Annotated in this window: 20 protein-coding genes; 18 read left to right on the top strand and 2 right to left on the bottom strand. The window is 62.3% G+C overall.

All coding sequences use genetic code 11. The features are described from left to right. Positions 1–18 precede the first annotated feature (18 nt). The 14 genes from preA to Mgrana_RS06540 all read left to right on the top strand — a co-directional run bounded on the left by preA (position 19) and on the right by Mgrana_RS06540 (position 15,680). On the top strand, positions 19–1,404 hold the full coding sequence (gene preA / locus Mgrana_RS06605) for an NAD-dependent dihydropyrimidine dehydrogenase subunit PreA (protein ID WP_119356817.1): 1,386 nt from the start codon (positions 19–21) through the stop codon (positions 1,402–1,404). A 223-nt stretch (positions 1,405–1,627) separates the two neighbouring features. Further along, a complete protein-coding gene (gene hydA, locus Mgrana_RS06600) occupies positions 1,628–3,007 on the top strand; it encodes a dihydropyrimidinase (RefSeq protein WP_119356816.1) in 1,380 nt (459 codons plus the stop codon). 104 nt (positions 3,008–3,111) lie between these two features. Beyond that, positions 3,112–3,924 carry an ABC transporter ATP-binding protein gene (locus Mgrana_RS06595; RefSeq protein ID WP_240631272.1) on the top strand — a complete coding sequence of 271 codons (813 nt, stop codon included), beginning with the start codon at positions 3,112–3,114 and terminating at the stop codon, positions 3,922–3,924. A gap of 3 nt (positions 3,925–3,927) precedes the next feature. After that, on the top strand, positions 3,928–5,205 hold the full coding sequence (locus Mgrana_RS06590; RefSeq protein ID WP_119356814.1) for a cytosine deaminase: 1,278 nt from the start codon (positions 3,928–3,930) through the stop codon (positions 5,203–5,205). Between the two features lie 76 nt (positions 5,206–5,281). Then, complete coding sequence (locus Mgrana_RS06585; RefSeq protein WP_119356813.1) at positions 5,282–6,091, top strand: ABC transporter permease; 810 nt, start codon at positions 5,282–5,284, stop codon at positions 6,089–6,091. Between the two features lie 28 nt (positions 6,092–6,119). Then, positions 6,120–7,100: an ABC transporter substrate-binding protein gene (locus tag Mgrana_RS06580; protein WP_119356812.1), complete on the top strand. Its 981-nt coding sequence runs from the start codon at positions 6,120–6,122 to the stop codon at positions 7,098–7,100. 40 nt (positions 7,101–7,140) lie between these two features. Continuing rightward, entirely contained in the window at positions 7,141–8,004 is an 864-nt protein-coding gene (locus Mgrana_RS06575; RefSeq protein ID WP_240631271.1) for an ABC transporter permease, read from the top strand. After that, entirely contained in the window at positions 7,992–8,981 is a 990-nt protein-coding gene (locus Mgrana_RS06570) for an ABC transporter permease (RefSeq protein ID WP_240631270.1), read from the top strand. Before Mgrana_RS06575 ends, Mgrana_RS06570 begins: the two co-directional genes overlap by 13 nt. A 93-nt stretch (positions 8,982–9,074) precedes the next feature. Continuing rightward, complete coding sequence (locus Mgrana_RS06565; RefSeq protein WP_119356810.1) at positions 9,075–10,154, top strand: ABC transporter substrate-binding protein; 1,080 nt, start codon at positions 9,075–9,077, stop codon at positions 10,152–10,154. Between the two features lie 97 nt (positions 10,155–10,251). Further along, entirely contained in the window at positions 10,252–11,490 is a 1,239-nt protein-coding gene (locus Mgrana_RS06560; protein WP_119356809.1) for a Zn-dependent hydrolase, read from the top strand. A 111-nt stretch (positions 11,491–11,601) separates the two neighbouring features. Continuing rightward, the gene (locus tag Mgrana_RS06555) at positions 11,602–12,339 is read left to right on the top strand and encodes a PucR family transcriptional regulator (protein WP_119356808.1); all 738 of its coding nucleotides are present in this window, start codon (positions 11,602–11,604) and stop codon (positions 12,337–12,339) included. Positions 12,340–12,384: 45 nt separating this feature from the next. Further along, entirely contained in the window at positions 12,385–13,725 is a 1,341-nt protein-coding gene (locus tag Mgrana_RS06550) for an aminotransferase class III-fold pyridoxal phosphate-dependent enzyme (RefSeq protein WP_119356807.1), read from the top strand. A gap of 30 nt (positions 13,726–13,755) precedes the next feature. Beyond that, positions 13,756–15,276 carry a CoA-acylating methylmalonate-semialdehyde dehydrogenase gene (locus Mgrana_RS06545; protein ID WP_119356806.1) on the top strand — a complete coding sequence of 507 codons (1,521 nt, stop codon included), beginning with the start codon at positions 13,756–13,758 and terminating at the stop codon, positions 15,274–15,276. Between the two features lie 59 nt (positions 15,277–15,335). Next, positions 15,336–15,680: a cupin domain-containing protein gene (locus tag Mgrana_RS06540; RefSeq protein WP_119356805.1), complete on the top strand. Its 345-nt coding sequence runs from the start codon at positions 15,336–15,338 to the stop codon at positions 15,678–15,680. 2 nt (positions 15,681–15,682) lie between these two features. Here the strand turns inward: Mgrana_RS06540 and Mgrana_RS06535 are convergent, their stop codons facing one another. Together Mgrana_RS06535 and serA are read right to left on the bottom strand one after the other, a co-directional pair. Next, a complete protein-coding gene (locus Mgrana_RS06535; RefSeq protein ID WP_119356804.1) occupies positions 15,683–16,747 on the bottom strand; it encodes a pyridoxal-phosphate-dependent aminotransferase family protein in 1,065 nt (354 codons plus the stop codon). 36 nt (positions 16,748–16,783) lie between these two features. Further along, positions 16,784–18,349, bottom strand: coding sequence for a phosphoglycerate dehydrogenase (gene serA / locus Mgrana_RS06530; protein ID WP_119356803.1), 1,566 nt, complete (start codon positions 18,347–18,349; stop codon positions 16,784–16,786). Between the two features lie 155 nt (positions 18,350–18,504). Here serA and Mgrana_RS06525 point away from each other — a divergent pair, with 155 nt between their 5' ends. The 4 genes from Mgrana_RS06525 (at position 18,505) to Mgrana_RS06510 (ending at position 21,525) form a co-directional block, all read left to right on the top strand. After that, positions 18,505–19,344, top strand: coding sequence for a DegV family protein (locus Mgrana_RS06525; RefSeq protein WP_119356802.1), 840 nt, complete (start codon positions 18,505–18,507; stop codon positions 19,342–19,344). Positions 19,345–19,351: 7 nt separating this feature from the next. Then, the gene (locus Mgrana_RS06520) at positions 19,352–20,098 is read left to right on the top strand and encodes a hypothetical protein (RefSeq protein WP_147021176.1); all 747 of its coding nucleotides are present in this window, start codon (positions 19,352–19,354) and stop codon (positions 20,096–20,098) included. Positions 20,099–20,227: 129 nt separating this feature from the next. After that, a complete protein-coding gene (gene dtd / locus Mgrana_RS06515) occupies positions 20,228–20,701 on the top strand; it encodes a D-aminoacyl-tRNA deacylase (RefSeq protein ID WP_119356800.1) in 474 nt (157 codons plus the stop codon). A 50-nt stretch (positions 20,702–20,751) separates the two neighbouring features. Beyond that, complete coding sequence (locus Mgrana_RS06510) at positions 20,752–21,525, top strand: DeoR/GlpR family DNA-binding transcription regulator (RefSeq protein ID WP_119356799.1); 774 nt, start codon at positions 20,752–20,754, stop codon at positions 21,523–21,525. The last annotated feature ends 143 nt before the right edge of the window (positions 21,526–21,668 follow it).

The following is a 21,668-nucleotide window of genomic DNA, read 5'->3' as shown; positions in this document are numbered from 1 at the left end:
CGGAAAAGGGAGCATACGATGGCCGATTTGCGAATCAACTTTGCTGGAATCAAATCCCCCAACCCCTTCTGGCTGGCTTCCGCCCCCCCTACCAACTCCGGAGCCCAGATCCACAAAGCCTTTGAGGCGGGCTGGGGAGGGGCGGTGTGGAAGACCATCGGGGCGCCAGTCTTGAACGTCTCCAACCGCTACGGAGCCTGGCACTATGGCGGGCAGAAGATGCTGGCCATCAACAACGTCGAGCTGATTTCGGACAGGCCGCTCGAGGTCAATCTGCAAGAAATCCGTGACGTTAAGCGGAACTGGCCGGATCGCGCGGTGATTGTCTCGGCGATGGTGGAGTCCAACCCCGAGGCCTGGCGCGAGATCATCCTCAAGATCGAGGACACGGGAGCGGATGGGATCGAGCTTAACTACGGTTGTCCGCACGGGATGAGCGAGCGGGGGATGGGCAGCGCGGTAGGGCAGGTGCCGGAATACTGCCAGCAGATCACCCGATGGGTGATGGATGTGGCCAAGATCCCGGTGATCGTCAAGCTGACCCCCAATGTGGCCAGTGTGGTGCCCCCGGCTCGAGCCGCCATTGCGGCCGGGGCCAACGCGCTCAGCCTGATCAACACCATCAACTCGATCGTGGCGGTGGATCTGGATACCCTGGAGATCACCCCCAACATCGGGGGCAAAGGCGGACACGGCGGCTACGCCGGGCCCGCGGTCAAGCCGATCGCGCTGAACATGCTCTCGAGCCTGGGCACCGATGAAATTGTGCGCAACTCGGGCTTGCCCATCTCGGGGATGGGGGGGATCTCCACCTGGAAGGACGCTGCCGAGTTCTTGCTGCTGGGGGCCAGCAGTCTCCAGGTCTGCACCGCAGTGATGCACTACGGTTACCGCATCATCGAAGACCTGTGCGACGGGCTCAGCAATTGGATGGACTCCAAAGGTTTTCGCACCATTGACGAGGTGGTGGGCAAAAGCCTGCACCGCATCTCCGACTTCAACGATTTCGACCTCTCCTTCCGGGCCGTGGCCCGCATTGACACCGACAAGTGCATCAAGTGCAACCTTTGCTACATCGCCTGCAACGACACCGCCCACCAGTGCATTGACCTGGTGGATGCCGGCGGCAACCTGGTGCAGCCCTACGCCTACGATGTGCGTTCCAATGGAAAAAACGAGGCCCTCTCGAGCCGCCCCCAACCCCAGGTGCGCGAGGAGGACTGCGTGGGCTGCCGGCTGTGCTACAACGTCTGCCCGGTGGAAGACTGCATTGAGATGGTCGAGGTGCCCTCGGGCCGGGCTCCGGTCACCTGGAGGCAGCTCACCCAGACCCGTACCGAGGTGACCACCGACTGGGAAGCCATGAAGGCCTACCGCGAAGAGGTGGGGATCGAGATCCATTGAATGCCCCGCCGAGGATCCGACGATGAACCGAAGCGCTGACCTCGAGGCCCTGACCCGCACCCTCCTGCCCGGATACCGTGCTCCTGGTGTGGGCTGCGAGGGCCTGGAGACCTGCGCGCTTGTGAGGGGGTGGCGATCGGCCACCCCCTCGGCCTATCGGCGAGCGGCTCTATGCTCTGCACCCTTGGCGGGCGTATAGTTTCTCACACATCATGGGGGGATTATGGCACTGCTGATCAAGAACGGTGAAATCATCACGGCAGACTCGCGCTATAAAGCGGATATTTACGTGGAAGGCGAGACCATCACCCGCATCGGGCAATCCCTCGAGGCCCCTCCTGGCACAGAGGTTATCGATGCCTCGGGCCAGTATGTTTTCCCTGGGTTTATCGATCCGCATGTGCATATTTATTTACCCTTCATGGCCACCTTCGCCAAGGACACCCATGAGACCGGTTCCAAGGCGGCCTTGATGGGGGGTACCACCACCTATATCGAGATGTGCGCCCCCAGTCGCCATGAGGACACCCTCGAGGGCTATCAGCTTTGGAAGGGCAAGGCCGAAGGCAACAGCTACTGCGACTACACCTTCCACATGGCGGTGACCCGGTTCGACGACAAGACCGCGGCCCAACTCCGAGAGATCGTTAAGGATGGGATCAACAGCTTCAAAATCTTCCTCTCCTACAAGGGTTTCTTTGGGGTGGACGATGGCGAGATGTACCAAACCTTGCGGCTGGCTAAGGAGCTGGGGGTGATTGTGACCGCCCACTGCGAGAATGCCGAGCTAGTGGGGCAATTGCAGCAGAAGCTTCTCTCCGAGGGCAAGACCGGCCCCGAGTGGCACGAGCCCAGCCGTCCTGAGTCGGTAGAGGCCGAGGGGACCGCTCGCTTTGCCACCTTTCTGGAGAACACCGGGGCCACGGGGTATGTGGTGCACCTCTCCTGCAAACCCGCCCTGGACGCGGCCATGGATGCCAAGGCGCGGGGGGTGCCCCTTTTCATCGAATCGGTCATCCCCCACTTCCTGCTGGACAAAACCTATGCCGAGCGGGGCGGGGTGGAGGCCATGAAGTACATCATGTCGCCTCCGCTGCGCGACAAGCGCAACCAGAAGGCCCTATGGGACGCGCTGGCCATGGGGTTTATTGACACCGTAGGCACCGACCACTGCCCCTTCGACACCGCGCAAAAACTGTTGGGCAAGGACGCCTTCACCGCAATCCCCAACGGCATTCCGGCCATCGAGGATCGGGTCAACCTGCTTTACACCTATGGGGTCAGCCGGGGCAACCTGGACATTCACCGCTTCGTGGACGCAGCCAGCACTAAATCTGCCAAGCTCTTCGGATTGTTTCCGCGCAAGGGGACGATCGCAGTAGGGAGCGATGCCGACCTAGTGATCTACGACCCCAGCTACCGGGGCAAGATTTCCGCCGCCACTCAGAGCGTCAACAACGACTACAACGGCTTCGAGGGCTTTGAGATTGATGGAAAGCCCAGGGTGGTCACGGTGCGGGGAAAGGTTGCGGTGAGGGATGGGCAGTTTGTGGGCGAGAAGGGGCGCGGGAAGTTGTTGCGGCGGGAGCCGATGTACTTCTGAGCCCAGGGAATGGCCATGTTGATCTCCCCCGAGAAGCTTCCACTATATCGGCCTTGGTTTGAGTTCAGCCCTCACCGGGTCGCATAAATAACCTCGAGGTGCCTGTGACCGAATCGCAAGTCAAAGCCAAATCCACCCCTACCGGCAGTCTGGTCTCGGTACAAAACGTCTCAATGGTTTTTGCCACCGGGACGGTAGCCCTCAAGGAGGCCAATCTCGAGATCGGCGCGGGTGAGTTTATCAGCCTGATCGGCCCCTCGGGCTGTGGCAAGACCACCCTGCTGCGCCTGCTGGCCGACCTGATCCAGCCCACCTCGGGCGCCATTCGAATTGGGGGTAAGACCCCCGAGGAGGCCCGGAAATCGCGGGCGTATGGGTATGTCTTTCAGGCCCCTACCCTGATGGAGTGGCGCACGGTGCTGCAAAACGTGATGCTGCCGCTCGAGGTGATGAACTTCCCCGCGCATGAGCGCAGGCCTCGAGCGGAGAAGATGCTGGGGTTGGTGGGCCTGGAGAAGTTTGCCCGGAGCTACCCCTGGCAGCTCTCGGGCGGGATGCAGCAACGGGTTTCCATTGCCCGGGCCCTGGCTTTTGATCCGCAGCTCCTCTTCATGGATGAGCCCTTCGGGGCTCTGGACGAGATCACCCGGGAGAACCTCAACCTAGAGCTGCTGCGGCTGTGGCGGGAGACCGGCAAGACCATCATCTTCGTGACCCACTCCATCCCCGAGGCGGTGTTTTTATCCACCCGGATTGTGGTGATGACCCCTCGCCCCGGCAAGATTGAGACGGTCATCCCGGTAGATCTGCCCCAGCCGCGCGATTTCGAGACCCGCGAGACCCCTCAGTTTTTTGAGATCGCCACCCAGGTGCGCGAGGCCCTGCGCAAGGGGCATGGGTTTGAGGTACAGGAATAGCTTATGGACTTGGTGATCAAGGACGCGCGGATTACCGGCCGAGAAGGGCGGGTGGACATCGGTCTGGGAGGTGGGAAGATTGTGGCCCTCGAGCCCAACCTGAAGGCCCCACAGGAAATCTCCGCCGAGGGCAACCTAGTGAGCCCCAGCTTTTACGAGATCCACATCCACCTCGATGCCATCCTGACCGAGGGTGACCCTCGGCCCAACCGGTCGGGCTCGCTGTGGGAGGGCATCGCCATCTGGAGCGAACGGGTCAAGCGGCTCACCCGCGAGGATGTGCGGGAGCGGGTGCTCAAGGCCCTGCCCTGGTTTGTGGCCCACGGGGTGACCCATATCCGGACCCATGTGGACACCTGCGACCCCAGCCTGACCGCCCTCAAAGCCCTGCTGGAGATCAAGCGCGAGGTTGCCGAGTGGATTGAGATTCAGATCGTGGCCTTCCCCCAGCTTGGAATGTTCTCCTGGGAAGGCGGCGACGAGCTGGTGCGCCGGGCGGTCGAGCTGGGTGCGGATGTGGTGGGTGGGATCCCCCATTACGAGATCACCCGCGAGTATGGGGTGCAAAACGTTAAGTTTGCCCTCGAGCTGGCCCATCAGACCGGCCTCCCGGTGGATATCCACTGCGACGAGACCGACGACGAGCAGAGCCGTTTTCTCGAGACCATGGCCGCTGAGACCTTGCGGCTCAAGCTCTCCGGGCGGGTAGCGGCCTCCCACACTACGGCCATGCACTCCTATAACAACGCCTACGCCGACAAGATCATCGGGAACGTTCGGCGGGCCGGGCTGCACGTGATCTGCAACCCGCCGGACAACTCCGTCCTCCAGGGACGCTTCGACCACTATCCCATCCGCCGTGGCCTGACCCGGGTCAAGGAACTGCTGGCCGCCGGGGTAAATGTGGCGGCTGGACACGACTCGGTGATGGACCCCTGGTACCCCATGGGCAAGGGGGACCCGCTGCACACCGCGTTCGTGCTGCTGCACTATGGCCTGATGTCTGGACGCGATGACCGGGCCCACCTTTTCCCGATGCTCTCGAGCCGGGCTGCGGCGATCTGGAACAACCGCCTGGTGCGCGGCAGCGAGGGCCTGGAGGGGCATGGCCTGGCGGTAGGCAACCCAGCCGATCTGATTGTCTGGCCGGTGCCCACCGAGGACGACGCCCTGCGCATTCTGCCCATGCGCCGCTATGTGCTCAAGCGGGGGCGGGTGGTGGCAGAGACCCGGCCGGAGATCGCCCGGGTAGAGGGCCAGGAGGTTCGGTTCTTACGGTAAACCCGCATGGTGCTAACCCCGCTGCTACCGGCACCGGCAAAGCTTTCCCTACGAGGAACATCCAACTGAGGTTTAGATGGCTCGAGCGATTCGTCCCACCCCGTCCAAGCCCACCCCTGCTCTGCTGCAGGGGGAGGGGATGCGCTGGTTGGTCTTCGCGGTGGTCTCGCTGGGGGTTTGGGAGCTGGGGGCGCGGCTGTACAACGCCCCCTTCTTGCTGCCTACGCCCTCGAGAATTCTTCAGGAGTTTCTCAAAACCCCCAACCTGGTGCTGCAAAATGCCTGGGTGACCGCGCAGGAGATCGTGCTGGGGTTCGTGCTGGGGGCCCTCATCGCGCACCTGGCCGCGGTGCTGCTGATCGTGCTGCCCAAGTGGCTCGAGGATTTCATCTTCCGCCTGGTCAGTACCCTCAACTCGATTCCCTTTGTGGCCTTGGCCAGCCTGGTGGTGGTGTGGTTGGGGGTCAATGGCATCGGCAGCAAGGTAGCCATTGCGGGGCTCTACACCTTCTTTGCGCTGGTCTACTTTGTACACAAAGGGCTGGTTTCGACCGATACCGGCAAGGAGGAGCTGCTCACCTCCTACAACGTGAGTTTTGCTCAGCGGGTGCGCTTTCTCAAGCTGCCCTCGGCCCTGCCGATCATTTTCACCAGCCTCAAAGGGGGGGCCATGGCCGCGGTTAACGGGGCCATCGTGGGGGAGCTGTTCGGGGCCTTTCAGGGCCTGGGCTTCATGATCTTGGATTCGCGCTACGTGGGGAACACCGCCCGGGTCTTTCTGGCCGCGGTGTGCTGCACCCTGGTGGGCTGGCTGCTCCTGGGTCTTCTGACAGCCCTCGAGCGCCGCTGGGTGGGTTGGCATCTGGAGATGACCCGGCAGCGCTAGGGCCGGGTTCTCAATTGGAGGGGGAGGCATGAGAAGAGCGATGGGGATTATGGCGGTAGGCGTTTTGGTGGGGCTGGCGTGGGTCTTGGCTCAGGGCAACCCGACCAAGGTCTCGATGATTGAGTCGTGGTTCATCCACGCCGAGAGTATCGGTGATCCCGTAGCCGTGGACAAGGGCTTTTACAAGGCGGCGGGGCTGGATGTGACGGTGGTGCCCGGGGGGCCGGGGCTCTCCCCGATAGACCGGGTGATGGCCGAGAGCAAGGCGGGAAAGCTGGTTTTCGGGATTGATTACCCCTACAACCTGCTCGAGGCCCGGCAGAAGCAAAAGCTCCCGCTGGTGATTCTGGCTGCCGATTTCCAGGATTCGGCCATGCAAATTCTGTCCTGGAAGCCGATCGACAAAGTCTCTGATATCAGCGGTAAGTTTGCCACCTGGATCGGCTACGACAAGCCCATCAAGGCGGCCATCGGCAAGGACTGGGAGAGCAAAATTCAAATCGTCAACCAGCAGGGCGACCCGGCCACCTTGGGCGGTTGGTTGGCCAAGCAGTACAACTACGCCTCGGCGATGATCTACAACGAGGTGATGGTGGCGCAGCAGCAAGCCAAGGAGAAGTACTACCAGTACTCCTACAAAGAGTTCGGCGTGGACTGGCCAGAGAACGTGCTGTTTACCACTGAGGATGTGCTGAAGAAATATCCGAACGAGGTTAAGAAGTTCGTTGAGGCCCGCTACAAGGGGTATCAGTATGCCCTGGCCAACCCCGAGGAGGCCGGAAAGATCCTGGCCAAATACAACCCTAACCTGGACATTCCCTTCGAGCTGAAGGGCCTGGAGCAGATTAAGAAGATCATGGTCACCCCAGAGACCCAGAAAAACGGCTTGGGGTATGTGGATGTGGCCAAGCTGCAGAAGATGGCCCAGCAGCTTCAAGCCGCGGGGATTCTGGAGAGTGCTTCGCTTGCCGGATTCGTGCAGGCGGTTCCGAGTGGGGTAAAGCCCTGAGGATTTGGTCCGTGTTGAAGGAGCGCAGCATCAACTTCCTATGACCCGTCTTCGTTCCCCCAATCTGCTTCCCATGTTGGTGGTGGCGCTGGTGGTGGTGGCCCTCTACTACCCGCTGATGCTGCTAGCAAACGTGCCGGTGGCTCAGCGGGCCCTCGAGAGCGGGGCGGCGCTCGAGTGCAAAACCGCCTTGGCCTGTGCGAGTCAGCTGCGCAGCCCCGTGCTGCCCTCCCCTCAGCAACTGCTGCAGGGTTTTCGCAACCTAACCTTTCCCCTCACCGCCCCCACCTCGATCCTGCCCAACGCCTGGGCTACCGCGGGGAATACCCTCCTGGGCCTGCTGCTGGCTACGGTGGTGGGCTTTTTCTTTGCCATTGGGATTGTGGCCAGCCGGGCCTTCGAGCGCTCCCTGTTGCCCTGGGTGGTGGCCTCGCAGACCGTTCCGGTGATCGCCCTGGCTCCGATGCTGGTGGTGGTGCTGGGGCAGTACGGGGTTCAGGGGGCCTTGCCTAAGGCCATCATCGCGGCCTTCGTGGCATTTTTCCCCATCACCATCGGGGTGGCCAAGGGCTTGCGCAGCCCCGACCCATTGGCCCTGGACCTGATGAAAACCTACAACGCCACGCAATCCCAGACCTATCTCAAGCTGAGGTTTCCGGCCTCGGTCCCCTACTTGTTCACAGCCTTCAAGGTGGCGGTGACCGCCGCCCTGATTGGGGCGATTGTGGCCGAGATCAGCACGGTGGGGTTTCAACAGGGGTTGGGTCGGATGCTCTTTGAGAACTCCCGGGCTTCGGATGTGGTATCCATCTGGGTGATCATGATTTCCTCGGCCATACTGGGCATTTTGTTGGTGGCCTTGGTGGGCTGGGTGGAAAGGCGGGTGACCCCATGGCGCCGGTAGGGGCTCGAGGGATGGGGGGGGTTCGGCGGGAAAACCCGGCCATGGGCTGGGGGCTGCTGGCGGTAGGGCTGGTGCTGTTGCTGTGGTTTATCGCGGATTGGTGGAACCAGAGCAACCCGGCCTCTCCTGGGCAAAAACTGCTGATCTGGATAGGCTTCCTGCTGGCGGCGCTGGGGGTGGCCCGGGTGGCCGGTCACCTGAGCGACCGCACCTCCAATCCCCTGCTGGGCTTTGTTCCAGCCGGGCTGACCCTGCTGTTGGCTTTGGTGATGGTGGAGGCCCTGCTGCGGGCGTACCAGGTTCCGGCCGGGCTCATCCCCACCCCAACCCGGGTGTTCTCGACCCTGTGGGACTCACGAGAGGTGCTGCTGCAGGATGCTCGGCAGACGGTGTTGCTCGAGGCCGGGGTGGGGTATCTGATCGGATGCAGCCTGGGGGTGTTGATGGCGCTGCTGGTGAGCCGGTTCGTATTCCTGGAGCGGGGTCTTTTGCCCTATGCCACGGCCTTCTCGAGCATCCCCATCGTGGCCTTAGCCCCGGTGCTGGTGAAAATGCTCGGCTTGGACTGGCCCTCTAAGGCAGTGATTGTAGCCATCACGGTATTTTTCCCGGTGGTGATCAACACCTTCCGGGGATTGACCGAGATCAACCCGCTTTCGCTTGATCTGATGCGCTCTTATGCTGCTCCCGAGGCCCAGACCTACCGTTGGCTGCGGCTGCCCAATGCCCTGCCCTTTCTCTTCAACGCCCTCAAGCTGGGCACTACCTTGGCGATGATTGGAGCCATCGTGGGCGAGTTTTTTGGGGCCAATGGGCAGGGACTGGGGTTCCGAATCCAGATCGAAGCGGGGCGCTTCGGCTTCGATATCGTGTGGAGTGCGATCATCGTGGCCTCAATTTTGGGAATTGTCTGGTACAACCTGGTGGCTTGGATCGAGCGGCGCCTCACCGGCTGGCACGTCTCGTTTAGAGAGTAGCTCCAGGGGGTTTTAAGGGGTGTCAAAGCGTATCTGCTTGACAAATCGGCATAAAAATCCGGTAGGCTACAGGAGCAGGAACAGGAGGAGTATATGCGGAAGTGGTCGGCTTTATTGGCGGTCGGTGCGCTGGCGCTTTGTTCCTTGGCTAGCGCTCAGAACCTGGTGAAGGTCAACCTGCAGCTCAAATGGTTTCCGCAGGCCCAGTTTGCGGGGTTCTTCGTGGCCAAGGAGCGGGGGTTCTATAAAGCCCAGGGCCTGGATGTAACCTTACTTCCGGCCGGGGATCAATCCCCCATCCAGGTGGTGGTCTCGGGTGCGGCCGATTTCGGCACGACCTGGATTGCGGACCTCCTTACCGCCCGGGAGAAGGGCCTCCCAGTGGTGCATATCGCCCAGATGTTCCAAAAATCCGGGTTTACCCTGGTAAGCCTCAAATCCTCGGGGATTAAAGACCTCTGTGCCATCAAGGGCAAGAGTGTGGGGGTTTGGCCCTCGGGCAACGAGTATCCGGTGGTGGCCTTGTTCCGCAAGTGTGGACTGACCAGCTCGCTGGATCCCAAGGTTTCCAACCCTGATGTGACCGCGGTGACCTATCCTTTTGATCCGGCCCTGGTGTTTCCCAACCGGGTGCAGCTGGTCTCGGCCATGACCTACAACGAGGTGGATCAGATCATCGGTCTGGGCTATGATGAGAGCAAACTCGACATCTTCCCTCTGGCCGACCACGGCATCAACCTGCTCGAGGACAACATCTTCACCACCGAGAAGGTTCTGAACGACAAGAACTTCAAAGGCTCGGGGATGAGTGGACGGGAAATTGCGGCCCGGCTGATCAAAGCCAGCTTGCAGGGGTGGGACTGGGCGGTGAAAAACCAGGCCGAGACCGTGGAGAAATATGTGCTGCCCTTCTGCGGCAACACCTGCAAGGGCTCAGGTACCCGCTCGGGTGCCAAAGAGCACCAGACCTGGCAGATGACCGAGGTGGCCAAGCTCTACAACGCCGGGCCCACCCTCAAAGGCTGGGCCGGGTTCTTGGTTCCGGCGGAGTATCAGGCCTCGGTTAAGCTGCTGCGCGACCAGAACATCCTCAGCAAGGACCCCCCAGCAGCCGCGGTGGACTACGGGCCTTGGGAACAAGCCACCGGCAAAAAGGCCAGCGATTACAAATAACCCATTTTCCGGACAGCCCCTCTCCCTCCAGAGAGGGGAAGTCCTTTCGGGGTAGCCCGCTTCAAGAGCAAGGATCTGGAAAGGTAAGACGGTAGGTATGCTAAACCCTCAACGCACCATCGCCGAACTCAAGGAACTTCGTGCCCTCACCGCGGATGAACATGGAGCCCAACGGGTGGCCTGGACGGACACCTGGTTGAAGGCCCGGGAGTGGTTCAAGGGCAAGCTCGAGGGCCTTCCGGTTGAGCAGCACTATGATGCTGCCGGAAACTTTTGGGTCACGCTGAAAGGCCAGTCGGAAAAAGCCCTGCTGCTGGGGGGGCACCTGGATTCGGTGCCGAACGGCGGCTGGCTCGATGGCTGCATGAACGTGCTGGTGGGGCTCGAGGTCCTGCGGAGAATCCACGAGGAGTATGGCGGTACCCCCCCCATCACGGTGCGGCTGGTGGACTGGGCCGATGAGGAGGGGGCCCGTTTCGGGCGCAGCCTGCTGGGTTCGTCGGCTTTTTCCGGCACCCTGGATCCCGAAGCCGAGAAAGATCGGACCGACAAGGATGGGATTCGTCTGGAGGAGGCCCTGCGGCGTTGCGGGGTGGAGATGAGCCGGATGCTGGAAGCAAGCTCCGAGCAGAAGAACGCCGCGGCTTACCTCGAGATCCACATCGAACAGGGGCCGGTGCTACTGGACATGGACCTGCCTTTGGGCGTGGTGCTGGGCACCTTTGGGGTCGAGCGTCACGCCATTCGCTTCCTGGGCCAGGCCGCTCACTCCGGTTCCACGCCCATGCACAGGCGCAAGGATGCCTTCTTGGCCGCGGCGAAGATGGCGGAGGAAATCTACCGCATCACTGACCGCAACGGTGGAGTGAGCACCATCGGCTCCTGCGTCACCAAGCCGGGTATCGTGACCAGTGTGGTGGCCGACTGCACCATCACCCTCGACCAGCGCCACCTCGACGCCCAGGCCCTCGCCCGGCTCAAGGCCGAAGCTGTCGAGGCCAGCCAGCGCTTCGCCCGCGAGGGTGGGCTGAGCGACCCCGAGTGGAGCCGCATCTGGCACATCCACCCCATCCTCTTCCACCCCAACCTCATCGAGTTCTGTGACGAAGCCATCCGGGAGGTGGCCGGCACCTCGCACCGTCTGCCCTCTGGCCCGCTGCACGATGCCGCGGAGGTGGCGCGGGCGGGGATTCCCACGGTGATGATGTTCACCCAGTCCCTTTACGGCATCAGCCACAACAAGATTGAAGACACCAAGGAGGAGCACCTCGAGCTGGCGGTGCGGGCCTTTGATCGGCTGGCCGATAAGACCATGCGCTGGATCCTGCAGCAATAGGGCTTTGTCCTGGACAAAACCGGGGCCGCCTGCGAAGGGCGCGGTAGGGCGGCCCTAACCCGGCTCTAACGGCGCCGCCCCCATCTTGGGGTATACAATTCCCCTGACGCCATGAGCCTGCCCACCCTGCGCCAGCTGCTCGAGCTTCCAGCGTTTCGCAAGGCCGAGGTGCTCGCGGGGGAGTCCCAGTTGGGGCAGCAGGTTACCTGGGTGCATGTGGCCGAGGTCTTGGATGTGGGGCGGTTGCTTTCGGGGGGGGAGCTGGTCCTATCCACAGGGATCGAGCTGGCCCGGGCTACCCCCGAGGAGCGCGCAACCTACGTGCGCTCCCTGGCCGAGGCGGGGGTTCACGGGCTGGCGCTGGAGCTGGTGCAGGGGCTCAGGGAAGTTCCGGTAGAGATGCTTTGGGCCGCCCAGGCTTTGGAATTTCCCCTCCTGGTGTTTCGCTCGGAGGTGCGCTTCGCCGATCTCACCCGCGCCGCCCACGAGCGTATCCTGCGTCCCAAGATTCAAGAGGAAGAACCCGCGCTCGAGTCGGTGCTCGAGGCCCTGGTCGAGACTGGGCGCAGCACGGCCTTTTTGCACAGTCAGCTCGGCCCGGTGCTGTCCCTGCCGGAGCGTCCCCGGCGCACCCTGCTCTCGACCCTCGAGGCCCTGCTGGCGGCCCAGTTCAACATTGCCGAGGCCGCCCGAAAGCTGGGGGTGCGGCGACAGAGTGTGTACTATCGGCTCGAGCAGCTCACCGGGATGCTGGGGGACCTAGACCTGCCCGAACGTCGGTTGGGGTTATGGGTGGCCCTCGAGCTATGGAAGCGATTCTTTTACACTCTGTCCATTGCGCCCCCGTAGGGCCAGGTCTACCATAGGGAAACCTGAAGGCCAGGAGGTTTCCCTATGGAGCGCTCGAGCAAGGAGATTATCCAGGAGAATCGCGATTACACCCTGTTCTCGTGGTCGGTGCAAAGCACCGCCAACCCCATCCACATGAAGTCGGCCAAGGGCGTGTGGTTCTGGGACGGGGACGGCAATAAGTGGCTGGATTTCAGCTCCCAGCTCATCAACATCAACGTGGGGCATCAGCACCCCAAGGTGCTCGAGGCCATCAAGCGCCAGGTGGATGAGCTCTGTTTTGCGGGGCCCAGCTTCGCCACCGAGCCACGGGGGGTGCTGGGCAAGAAGCTGGCCGAGGTCACCGGGCTGGCCAAGAGCTTTTACACCCTGGGAGGGGCCGAGGCCAACGAAAACGCCATGAAGATCGCCCGGCTCTACACCGGGCGCAACAAGATCATCACCCGATACCGCAGCTACCATGGGGCCACCATGGGCTCCATGACCGCCTCCGGGGACCCTCGGCGCTGGCCGGTGGAGCCCGGGGTTCCTGGGATCGTGCGGGTGTTCGACCCCTACTGTTATCGCTGCCCCTTCGGCAAAACCCCCGATTCCTGCAGCCGGGAATGCGTGAGCCACATCGAGGAGGTCATCCAGATGGAGGGGCCGCACACCATTGCGGCCATCATGGTTGAGGGGATTACCGGCAGCAACGGTCTGCTGGTTCCGCCCGATGACTATTACCCCAAGCTGCGGGCTTTGTGCGACAAGTACGGCATCCTGCTGATTGACGATGAGGTGATGAGCGGTTTTGGGCGCACCGGGAAGTGGCTGGCCACGCAGCACTACGGCATCAAGCCCGATATCGTGACCAGCGCCAAGGGCCTGACCAGCGGGTACCTGCCGCTGGGGGCGGTGATCGTCTCGGACAAGATTGCCGAGTGGCTCGAGACCCACATGCTGTGGGGAGGTCTGACCTACAGCGGTCACCCGCTTTCCTGCGCGGCGGCGGTGGCCAATCTTTCGGTCTACGAGGAGGAGCACCTCTTCGAGAATGTGGAGCAGCAAGGGGCTTACCTGGCCAGCCGCCTCGAGGCCATGAAGCGCAAGTACGCCTGTGTGGGTGATGTGCGCTACAAGGGGCTTTTCAGCGTGCTCGAGCTGGTGCGGGATAAAGCCACCAAGGAACCGCTGGCCCCCTTCAACGGCACCTCCCCGGAGATGGCCAAGCTGGCCGCCCACCTCAAGAGCAAGCACATCTATGCTTTCCTGCGCTTTAACTGGGCTTTTGTCTGCCCGCCCCTGGTGATCAATCAGGAGGAGCTGAAGTACGGCTTGGACGCATACGAAGAAGGCTTGGCCCTGGTGGACGAGATGCTGGGGGTGGCCAAGGCGGCCGCAGACTGAGCAACCTGGATGGTGTAAAGGAGGGACGGTATGGCCATCAAAGAACCGGAAATCAATATCAAGCGGGTTTCGCACTGGATTGGGGGCAAGCGGGTTGAGGGGGCTTCGGGCCGCAGCGGGGTGGTCTGGAACCCGGCCACCGGGCAGCAACAGGCCACGGTGGATTTTGCCAGCGTGGAGGAGCTGGACCACGCGGTTGCCGTGGCCAAGGAGGCCTTCAAAACCTGGCGGGCCACCCCCCTCTCGCGCCGCAGCGAAATTCTCTTCGCCATGCGCGAGCTGGTGCATCAAAACTACAAGAAGCTGGCGGAGCTGATCACCCTCGAGCACGGCAAAACCCTGGCCGATGCCATGGGTGAGGTGTCGCGAGGGCTAGAGAACCTGGAGTTCGCCTGTGGCATCCCCCACCTGCTCAAGGGCGGGTTTTCTGAGCAGGCCAGCCGGGGGGTGGATGTGTACCAGATCCGTCAGCCCCTAGGGGTGGTGGCCGGGATTACCCCATTCAACTTCCCGGCGATGGTGCCGATGTGGATGTTTGCCAATGCCATTGCGGCGGGCAACACCTTTGTCCTTAAGCCTTCGGAGAAGGACCCTTCGCCCTCGCTGTTCCTGGCTGAGCTGTGGAAGCAGGCCGGGTTGCCCGATGGGGTGTTCAACGTGGTGCAGGGGGATAAGGTGGCGGTGGACCGGATCCTCGAGCACCCCGACATCAAGGCGGTAAGCTTCGTGGGGTCTACCCCCATTGCCAAGTACATTTACGAGACCGGAACCAAGCAGGGCAAGCGTGTGCAGGCCCTGGGTGGGGCCAAAAACCACATGATCGTGCTCCCCGATGCCGATATTGGCATGGCTGCGGATGCCGCGGTCTCGGCGGCCTATGGCTCGGCGGGCGAGCGCTGCATGGCCATCTCGCAGGTGGTAGCGGTGGGGGATGAGACCGCCGATAAGCTGATTGCGGCGATCAAGGAGCGGATGCCCAAGATCAAGGTGGGGCCGGGGCTCGAGGAGGGGAGCGAGATGGGGCCCCTGATCACCCGCGAGCACCGCGACAAGGTGGCCTCGTACGTGGAGAATGCTCCCAAGGAAGGGGCTACGGTGGTGGTGGACGGGAGGCAGGACCCCGTCGCGAAGGGTGAGGGCTTCTTTCTGGGGACCTCGCTCCTGGACAATGTGAAGCCGGGGATGAAGTGCTACGACGACGAGATCTTCGGGCCGGTCCTGGGGGTGGCTCGAGTCAAAACCTACGAGGAGGCCCTGAAAATGGTCAACGAGCACCCCTACGGCAACGGTACGGCCATCTTTACCCGCGATGGCGGGGCCGCTCGGCAGTTCCAGTTTGATGTGGAGGCTGGGATGGTGGGCATCAACGTGCCTATCCCCGTTCCGGTGGCCTATTACAGCTTTGGCGGTTGGAAGGCTTCGCTCTTTGGCGATCTGCACATGTACGGCCCCGAGGGGGTGCAGTTTTACACCCGGGCCAAGATCGTGACCAGCCGTTGGCCCGACCCCAGCACCTCTAAGGTGGATCTGGGCTTCCCCCGGAATCGGTAGGTAGTCCCTCAAGTTTCCCTCGGAGACCTCCGAGGGAAACTTGGTAAGGAGCGCAAGAAATGGGCCGAGAACAGGCTTTTCCCCAGACAAAAGGGGTTACGGTAGAGCTGTTGGCAACCATTGACCTTGGCCCTGAGATTGAGGGCATGGCCGGGCGCAAACTTCGCATGCGCAAGGTGACCATCGAGCCCGGGGGTGTTTTTGGGCCGGTTCACGACCATAAGGACCGGCCAGGGGTGGTGTATATCCTGCAGGGAACGATTACAGACCACCGCGATGGGGTTGCCACTGACTACGGGCCCGGCCTAGGCTGGCCCGAGGATAGAAATACCCTCCACTGGCTCGAGAATAGAGGGGTAATTTCGGCGGTGGAAATCTCGGTGGATATCGTGCGGGAAAGATAGTCTTACTGAGACCTCAGGGCCTCTCGCATCAGCTCGGCTACCGCATAGGCATCGTAGAGGTCGGAGTATCCCATCAGGGAGACGCGGAAAACCTTGCCCTTAAGCTGCCCCTGTCCACCGATGATGGTGGCTCCACGCCGGGCAAAGGCCTCCTTGACCTGAGGATAGGCGGTCCCTTCAGGCAAGTAAAAACAGGTGGTGGCGGGGCTTTGGACCTCAGGCACTGGCTTGAGCCCCAGTCCTTGGCCTGTTGTGTACAGGATCTGGTTTTGTCGCTGCTTGAGGGCCAGGTGCTCCGGAAGATGGGGCAGGAGTTCTTCCAGTACGGCGGCGGTGGCCGCGACCAGGTTGATGGCGGGGGTCCAGGCCGACTCGCCGGAATTCTGCACTTTGAGCTCGGAGGCCAGGTTCAGGTAGAACCCCCGGGGTTTGAGGCACTCCAAGGCCCGTGGTGAAAGGGCCACATAAGCCAGACCTGGAGGGCACATCAGGCCTTTCTGCGAACCGGCTACCGCCGCGTCTAGGCCCCATCCCTCGAGGGCAAACTCGCTGACGAACAGGCTGGTGATGGCATCCACCACCACCAGCGCCTGGGGAAAGCGGGCCTTGAAGGCCTGGGCCAGCCCTTGCACGTCGTTCAAGGCCCCGGTGGAGGACTCGGAGTGGGTGAGCAGGAGGCCCTGAAAGGGGCCACTGGGGCCTTCCAGGTATTCTGGATGCACCACCCGGCCCCACTCAAGTTCCATCCGCTCCACCTCGAGCCCCGCCTGCTGGGCAATTCTGGCCCAGCGCTCGGAGAAATTACCGTGCACCGGCACCAGCACCCGATCTCCCGGCGCAAAGAGGTTCTGCACCAGCGCCTCCATGCCCGAGGTTCCTGAGCCGGTGAGCAAGAGGGCCTGGCCCTGGGTTTGGAAGGCTTGCTCGAGGCCCCTCTTGGCCTGCAAGAAGACCTGTTTGGCGGCATCCGAACGGTGATGAAGCTGCGGGCGGGAGAGGGCTTCCAGAGCCTTGGGGTGCAGTTCAACCGGGCCGGGGGTGAGCAGGCGATTTCGGTATACCAACATAGGCCAGAGTCTACCCCCTTTGGCTCAAGATCGCCTTTAAAGCTCAGCCAGATCCACCCGCTCGAGCACGTCCAGCCCTCGCAGCGCCTCCAGCACCGCCTCGCTGGGGCGCTCATCAATGGCCAGCACAAACAGCGCCTTGCCGCCGGGGTTGTCGCGGCCTAGCTGCATACCGGCAATGTTGATCCCATTCTCGCCCAAGAGCGTGCCCACCTTGCCCACCACCCCCGGTCGGTCGCGGTTCACGCAGACCAGCATGTGTCCGGTGGGGATGGCCTCCACGCCATGCTCGTCAATCCCCACAATGCGGGGCTTTCCCCCCAAGACCGCCCCGCGCACCCGGCGGGTCTCCCGATCGGTCTCGAGGCGCACCTCGAGCACCTGGCGGTAGTCGAGCGACTGCTCAACCTGGCGGGTGATGAGCGAGATGCCCCGGTCCCGCAGCAGGGGCCGCGCTGAGACCAGGTTGGTCGCCCCTGCTTCCAGCACCTGGTCTAAAAGCCCCTTGGCCACCGCCGAGGCGATGGGGTCGGGGTTTTTCTCGAACTCCCCGTAGTAGGAAACCTCCACCGTTTGAGGGCGGCCCTGGGTGATCTGGGCCAGCAGCTTGCCCAGGGCTTCGCCCAGCGGCAGCCAGGCTGAGAAAAGCTGCAAGCCTTCGGCATCGAAGCCGGTGTTGAGGGCGTGGGCCAGGTTGCCCTTCAAGGTCTCGATGACACGCTCGAGCACCGCCTCTCCCACCCGCTCCTGGGCTTCCAGGGTGTTGGCCCCGAGATGCGCGGTGTGCACCACTCTAGGGCTACGGACCAAAGGATGCTCGGCCTTGGGCGGCTCCTGCTCGAACACGTCTAGCCCCGCACCCCATAGATGGCCTTCTTCTAGGATTTCAGCCAGGGCTTTCTCGTCATAGATCCCGCCCCGGGCGGCATTCACCACCACCGCCCCCCTGGGCAGCAAGTAGAGTTCGCGCCGGCCAATCATGCCCCGGGTCTCCTCGGTGAGCGGGGTGTGAACGGTGAGGAACTGCGATTGGCGCAGCATATCGGCCAGATCGTCGAGCAGCTCGACCCCCAGGGTCTGGGCCCGGCTATGGGGGATATAGGGGTCATAGGCCAAAACCCGCATGTTGAAGGCTTTGGCAAACCGGGCCACCTGTCCCCCAATGCGCCCCAGGCCCACAATACCGAGGGTCTTCTTGTCCAGCTCGAGACCCAGGTATTTGCGGTCCCACTGGCCCTCGCGAATTTTTCGATCGGATTCAGCGATTCCCCGGGCCGAGGCCAAAAGCAGGGCCCAGGCCAGCTCGGCTGCACTGCGGGTGTTGGCCTCGGGGACGTTGACCACCAGGATGCCCCGGCGGGAGGCGGCCTCTAAGTCCACGTTGTCCACCCCCACCCCACCCCGGCCCACCACCTTGAGCTGGGTGCCCCGCTGCAGCAGCTCGGCGTCTACATGGGTGCGACTGCGGGTGATGAGGGCATCGTAGCCCTCAATCAGCCGCAAAATTTCCTCACGCGGCAGGTTGGGCTTGTAGTCCAGCCGCACCTCAGGGTTCTTGAGTTCCCCCAGCCGCATCTCATCGGTCACCAATACCCGCCACATGGCATGGAATCCTAACACATCTGGGGGAAAGGGGGCCAGGGAGATCCGCTTCTAGGCTAGAGTGGCAATGAAGCCTGTGCTAGACTTACGGCATTACCAAGTACGCTTCCAGTGTCCAGCCTGGGTAAGGCCTGGGTTGATGTTCAGGAGAACCTATGCGTGTAGCCCTCGTCACCGATTCAACCGCCGATCTGCAGGCCAAGGCCCCCGAGTTGGGTGTGGAAATTGTGCCGCTGTATGTCAACTTCCAAGGCAAAATCGCCAAGGATTGGCTCGAGATCACCCCCCAAGCCATCTTTGACGGGGTGAAGGCCGGAGCAGCCCTGCCTTCCTCCTCCCAACCGTCCCCCGCCGACTTCAAGGAGGTTTACCAGCGGGCCTTGCAAAAGGCCGATCACGTGCTCTCCATTCACATCTCCTCCAAGCTCTCCGGCACCGTTCAATCGGCCACCCTGGCCGCCCAGGAATTCCCCGGAAAGATCACCGTTTTTGATTCGCTGGCAGCCAGCCAGGGTATCGGAATGATGGTCGAGCGGGCCCAGGAGATGCTCGCTCGAGGGGATGAACTGAGCCAGGTGATGGTGGAGCTCGAGCGCATCCGCGCCGACCACATCGTGCGGTTTACCTTGCCCAGCCTGGAATACCTCAAAAAGAACGGGCGGATTGGCGGGGCCCAGGCCCTGCTGGGAGGGCTGCTGGGGATCAAGCCCATCCTCACCCTCAAACAGGGCCGGGTAGAGCCCGCCGGTCGGGCCCGGGGCGAGAAGAAAGCCCTGGCCGAGATGGTGGAGGCCTTCAAGACCTGGGCGGCAGGCCGCAGCAAGATCCGCGTCTACTACCTCTACAATGCGGATCCTCGTGCGGTGGATGCCTTTAAGGCCGAGATCGCGGCCTCGGGGTTGCCGGTGGAAGAGCGCAGCACCAGCGAGGTGGGTGCGGTGATCTCCACCCATACCGGCCCCGGGGTCTATGGATTCTACGCTTATAGCCTGTAGGTGGGGGGTGAGGGATCGCTCCCTAGCCTCGAGCCCCCCAAGGTGGGCCGCAAACCTGGCCATGGGCTTGGGGTTTCTGTTGCTGGTGGGGTGGGCGCAATCGGGCCTCCAGGCCCATACCTACCTGAGGTTGAAGGGCCAGACCCAGCCGGTGTGGTTTATCTGCGACGGCCTACAAACCCCCTGGGTGGTGGCGGTTGGAAGGCCCAACGCTGCCGGTCAGGTGAGCGTGATCCGCTTTAGCAAGACTAATCCCAAACAATTGGGCCGCCAAGTCTACGGGCTGGGTCAGCCCGATCCTGGGGCGGGGCAGATCTACTACAGCCTCTCGCAGGGCGGGAAAGCGGTGGGGTTTGTGCATGCGGTCAATCCGGGGATGCTCGAGCACCCCGAGCTGGCCTTTACCCCGCCCATCCTCTCGCTCAAGCTCCCAAGTGGAGAGGTCTCCTGTCGCTGGGCCCTCGGAACGCGGTTCTGGGGCTTTAGTTCCCGCCGCAGCGTGCTCATCACCCAGGACTCGAGCGGGCAGCTCACCTATCAGAGCTTCAACTTCCTCGGGGCCAGCCCTTCCCCTGGGCCTTCGCTGGAAATTCGTGGGGGCAAAGCCACTCCAGGGGGATTCACCTTCACCCACCGAGGCTATACCTATAGCCTTCACACCTCTCCTGACCAACCTAGGCTTACCGTACAAAAAGCCGGGCGGCTCCTCCTGAGCGAAACCTTCATTGGGTTTACGCGGGTCGAGCCGCGTTAGCGGGGCCATGGGAGCTCCATTGCCCAGCGGCTTTGATTGGGGTGAGGTTTTGCGCTGGTTGGAGCAGGGGAGAGGACATCCGCTGCTCAGGCCGGAAGCCATGCGGGATAGCTCTTGTACCCTATTCCCATGCGTGCGGTGATCCAGCGGGTTTCCGAGGCCAAGGTGGTGGTGGAAGGACAGGTCGTGGGGCAGATCGGGCAGGGGCTCCTGGTGTTGTTGGGGGTAGGGAAAGGGGATACCCCAGAGGATGCCGCATATCTGGCCCGCAAAATCGCGGGCTTGCGGATCTTTGCGGATTCCCAGGGCAAGATGAACCTGGCCCTTTCCGATGTGGGAGGGGCGGTGCTGGTGGTCTCTCAGTTCACCCTCTACGGCGATACTCGAGGGGGGAACCGTCCAAGCTTCGTTTCGGCGGCGGCCGCCGATGACGGTAAGCGGCTTTACCAGCAGTTTTGCGCCCTGCTCGAGCGGCAAGGGATTCCGGTGGAGACCGGGGTGTTTCAGGCTCATATGGCCGTGCACTTGGTCAACGATGGCCCGGTAACCCTGGGGTTAGATTCCACCGAACGGCTGCACCCCAAGCGGGGGGGCAAACCATAGGGGCTTGGGGGGTAATTGGCAACCCCTCGAAACTTTCGTATGCTTTCGCTATGCCCTCCCTCGAGGCCACATTTCGCCACTTAGAAATCACCGAGCTGCTCAGGCGCGAGGGGCAGGTTCATGTAGGAAAGCTGGCCAGCCGCTTCGGGGTTTCGGCGGTCACGGTGCGGGCTGACCTTGAATACCTGGAGTCTAAGGGCCTGCTGCGCCGCACCCGCGGGGGAGCGGTACCGCCAGAGGTCAAGCGCTTTGAACTCCCCCTTGAAGAAAGCCGCCAGGTTTTCTCCAAGGAAAAAACCCGCATCGGCAATTACGCCGCAGGCCTGGTTCAAGACGGTGAAACCATCATTTTGGACGTGGGGGGAACCACCACGGAGATGGCCAAAGCCTTTTCCCCTAGCCTGCGCAACGTGGTGGTGGTGACCAACGCCCTCAACATCGCTCTGCTGCTCGAGTCCCATCCCGGCGTGAGCGTGATCGTGACCGGCGGAACCCTTCGCCCTCTGCAACATTCGCTGGTCAACCCCTACGGTGGGCTGTTGCTCAAGGATATTAACGCCGACAAGGTGTTCTTAGGCTGCAACGGGGTACACCCCAAAAAAGGCTTTACCAACACCAACCTGCAAGAGGCCGAGATCAAACGGGCCATGCTGGAGGCGGCCCGGGAGGCCATTGTGCTGGCCGATCACTCCAAGCTGATGCAGGTGGCGGCGGCCCGCATTGCTCCGCTGGAGCGGGCTACCCTTTTGGTTACCGACCACAAAGCCCCTGCCACCGATCTCGAGCGGATCCGCCAGGGCGGCCTCGAGGTGGTTGCGGTCTGAGAAAAACGAAAGACTTCACAACCGTTGACAAGTTTGGATAACGCGCAGTAGACTGACCCCACAGTCGAAGCCGAGCAGAATCCGCAACGCCATCTCTTAGCTCCCGCATAAGGCCGACGCTGGTCTGGATCTGCCCGTAAGGC

The organism is Meiothermus granaticius NBRC 107808, assembly GCF_003574355.1.
GTDB classification, from domain to species: domain Bacteria; phylum Deinococcota; class Deinococci; order Deinococcales; family Thermaceae; genus Meiothermus; species Meiothermus granaticius.
Note: the sequence above shows the minus strand (reverse complement) of the source record. Positions and strands in the feature narration are given on the sequence as shown.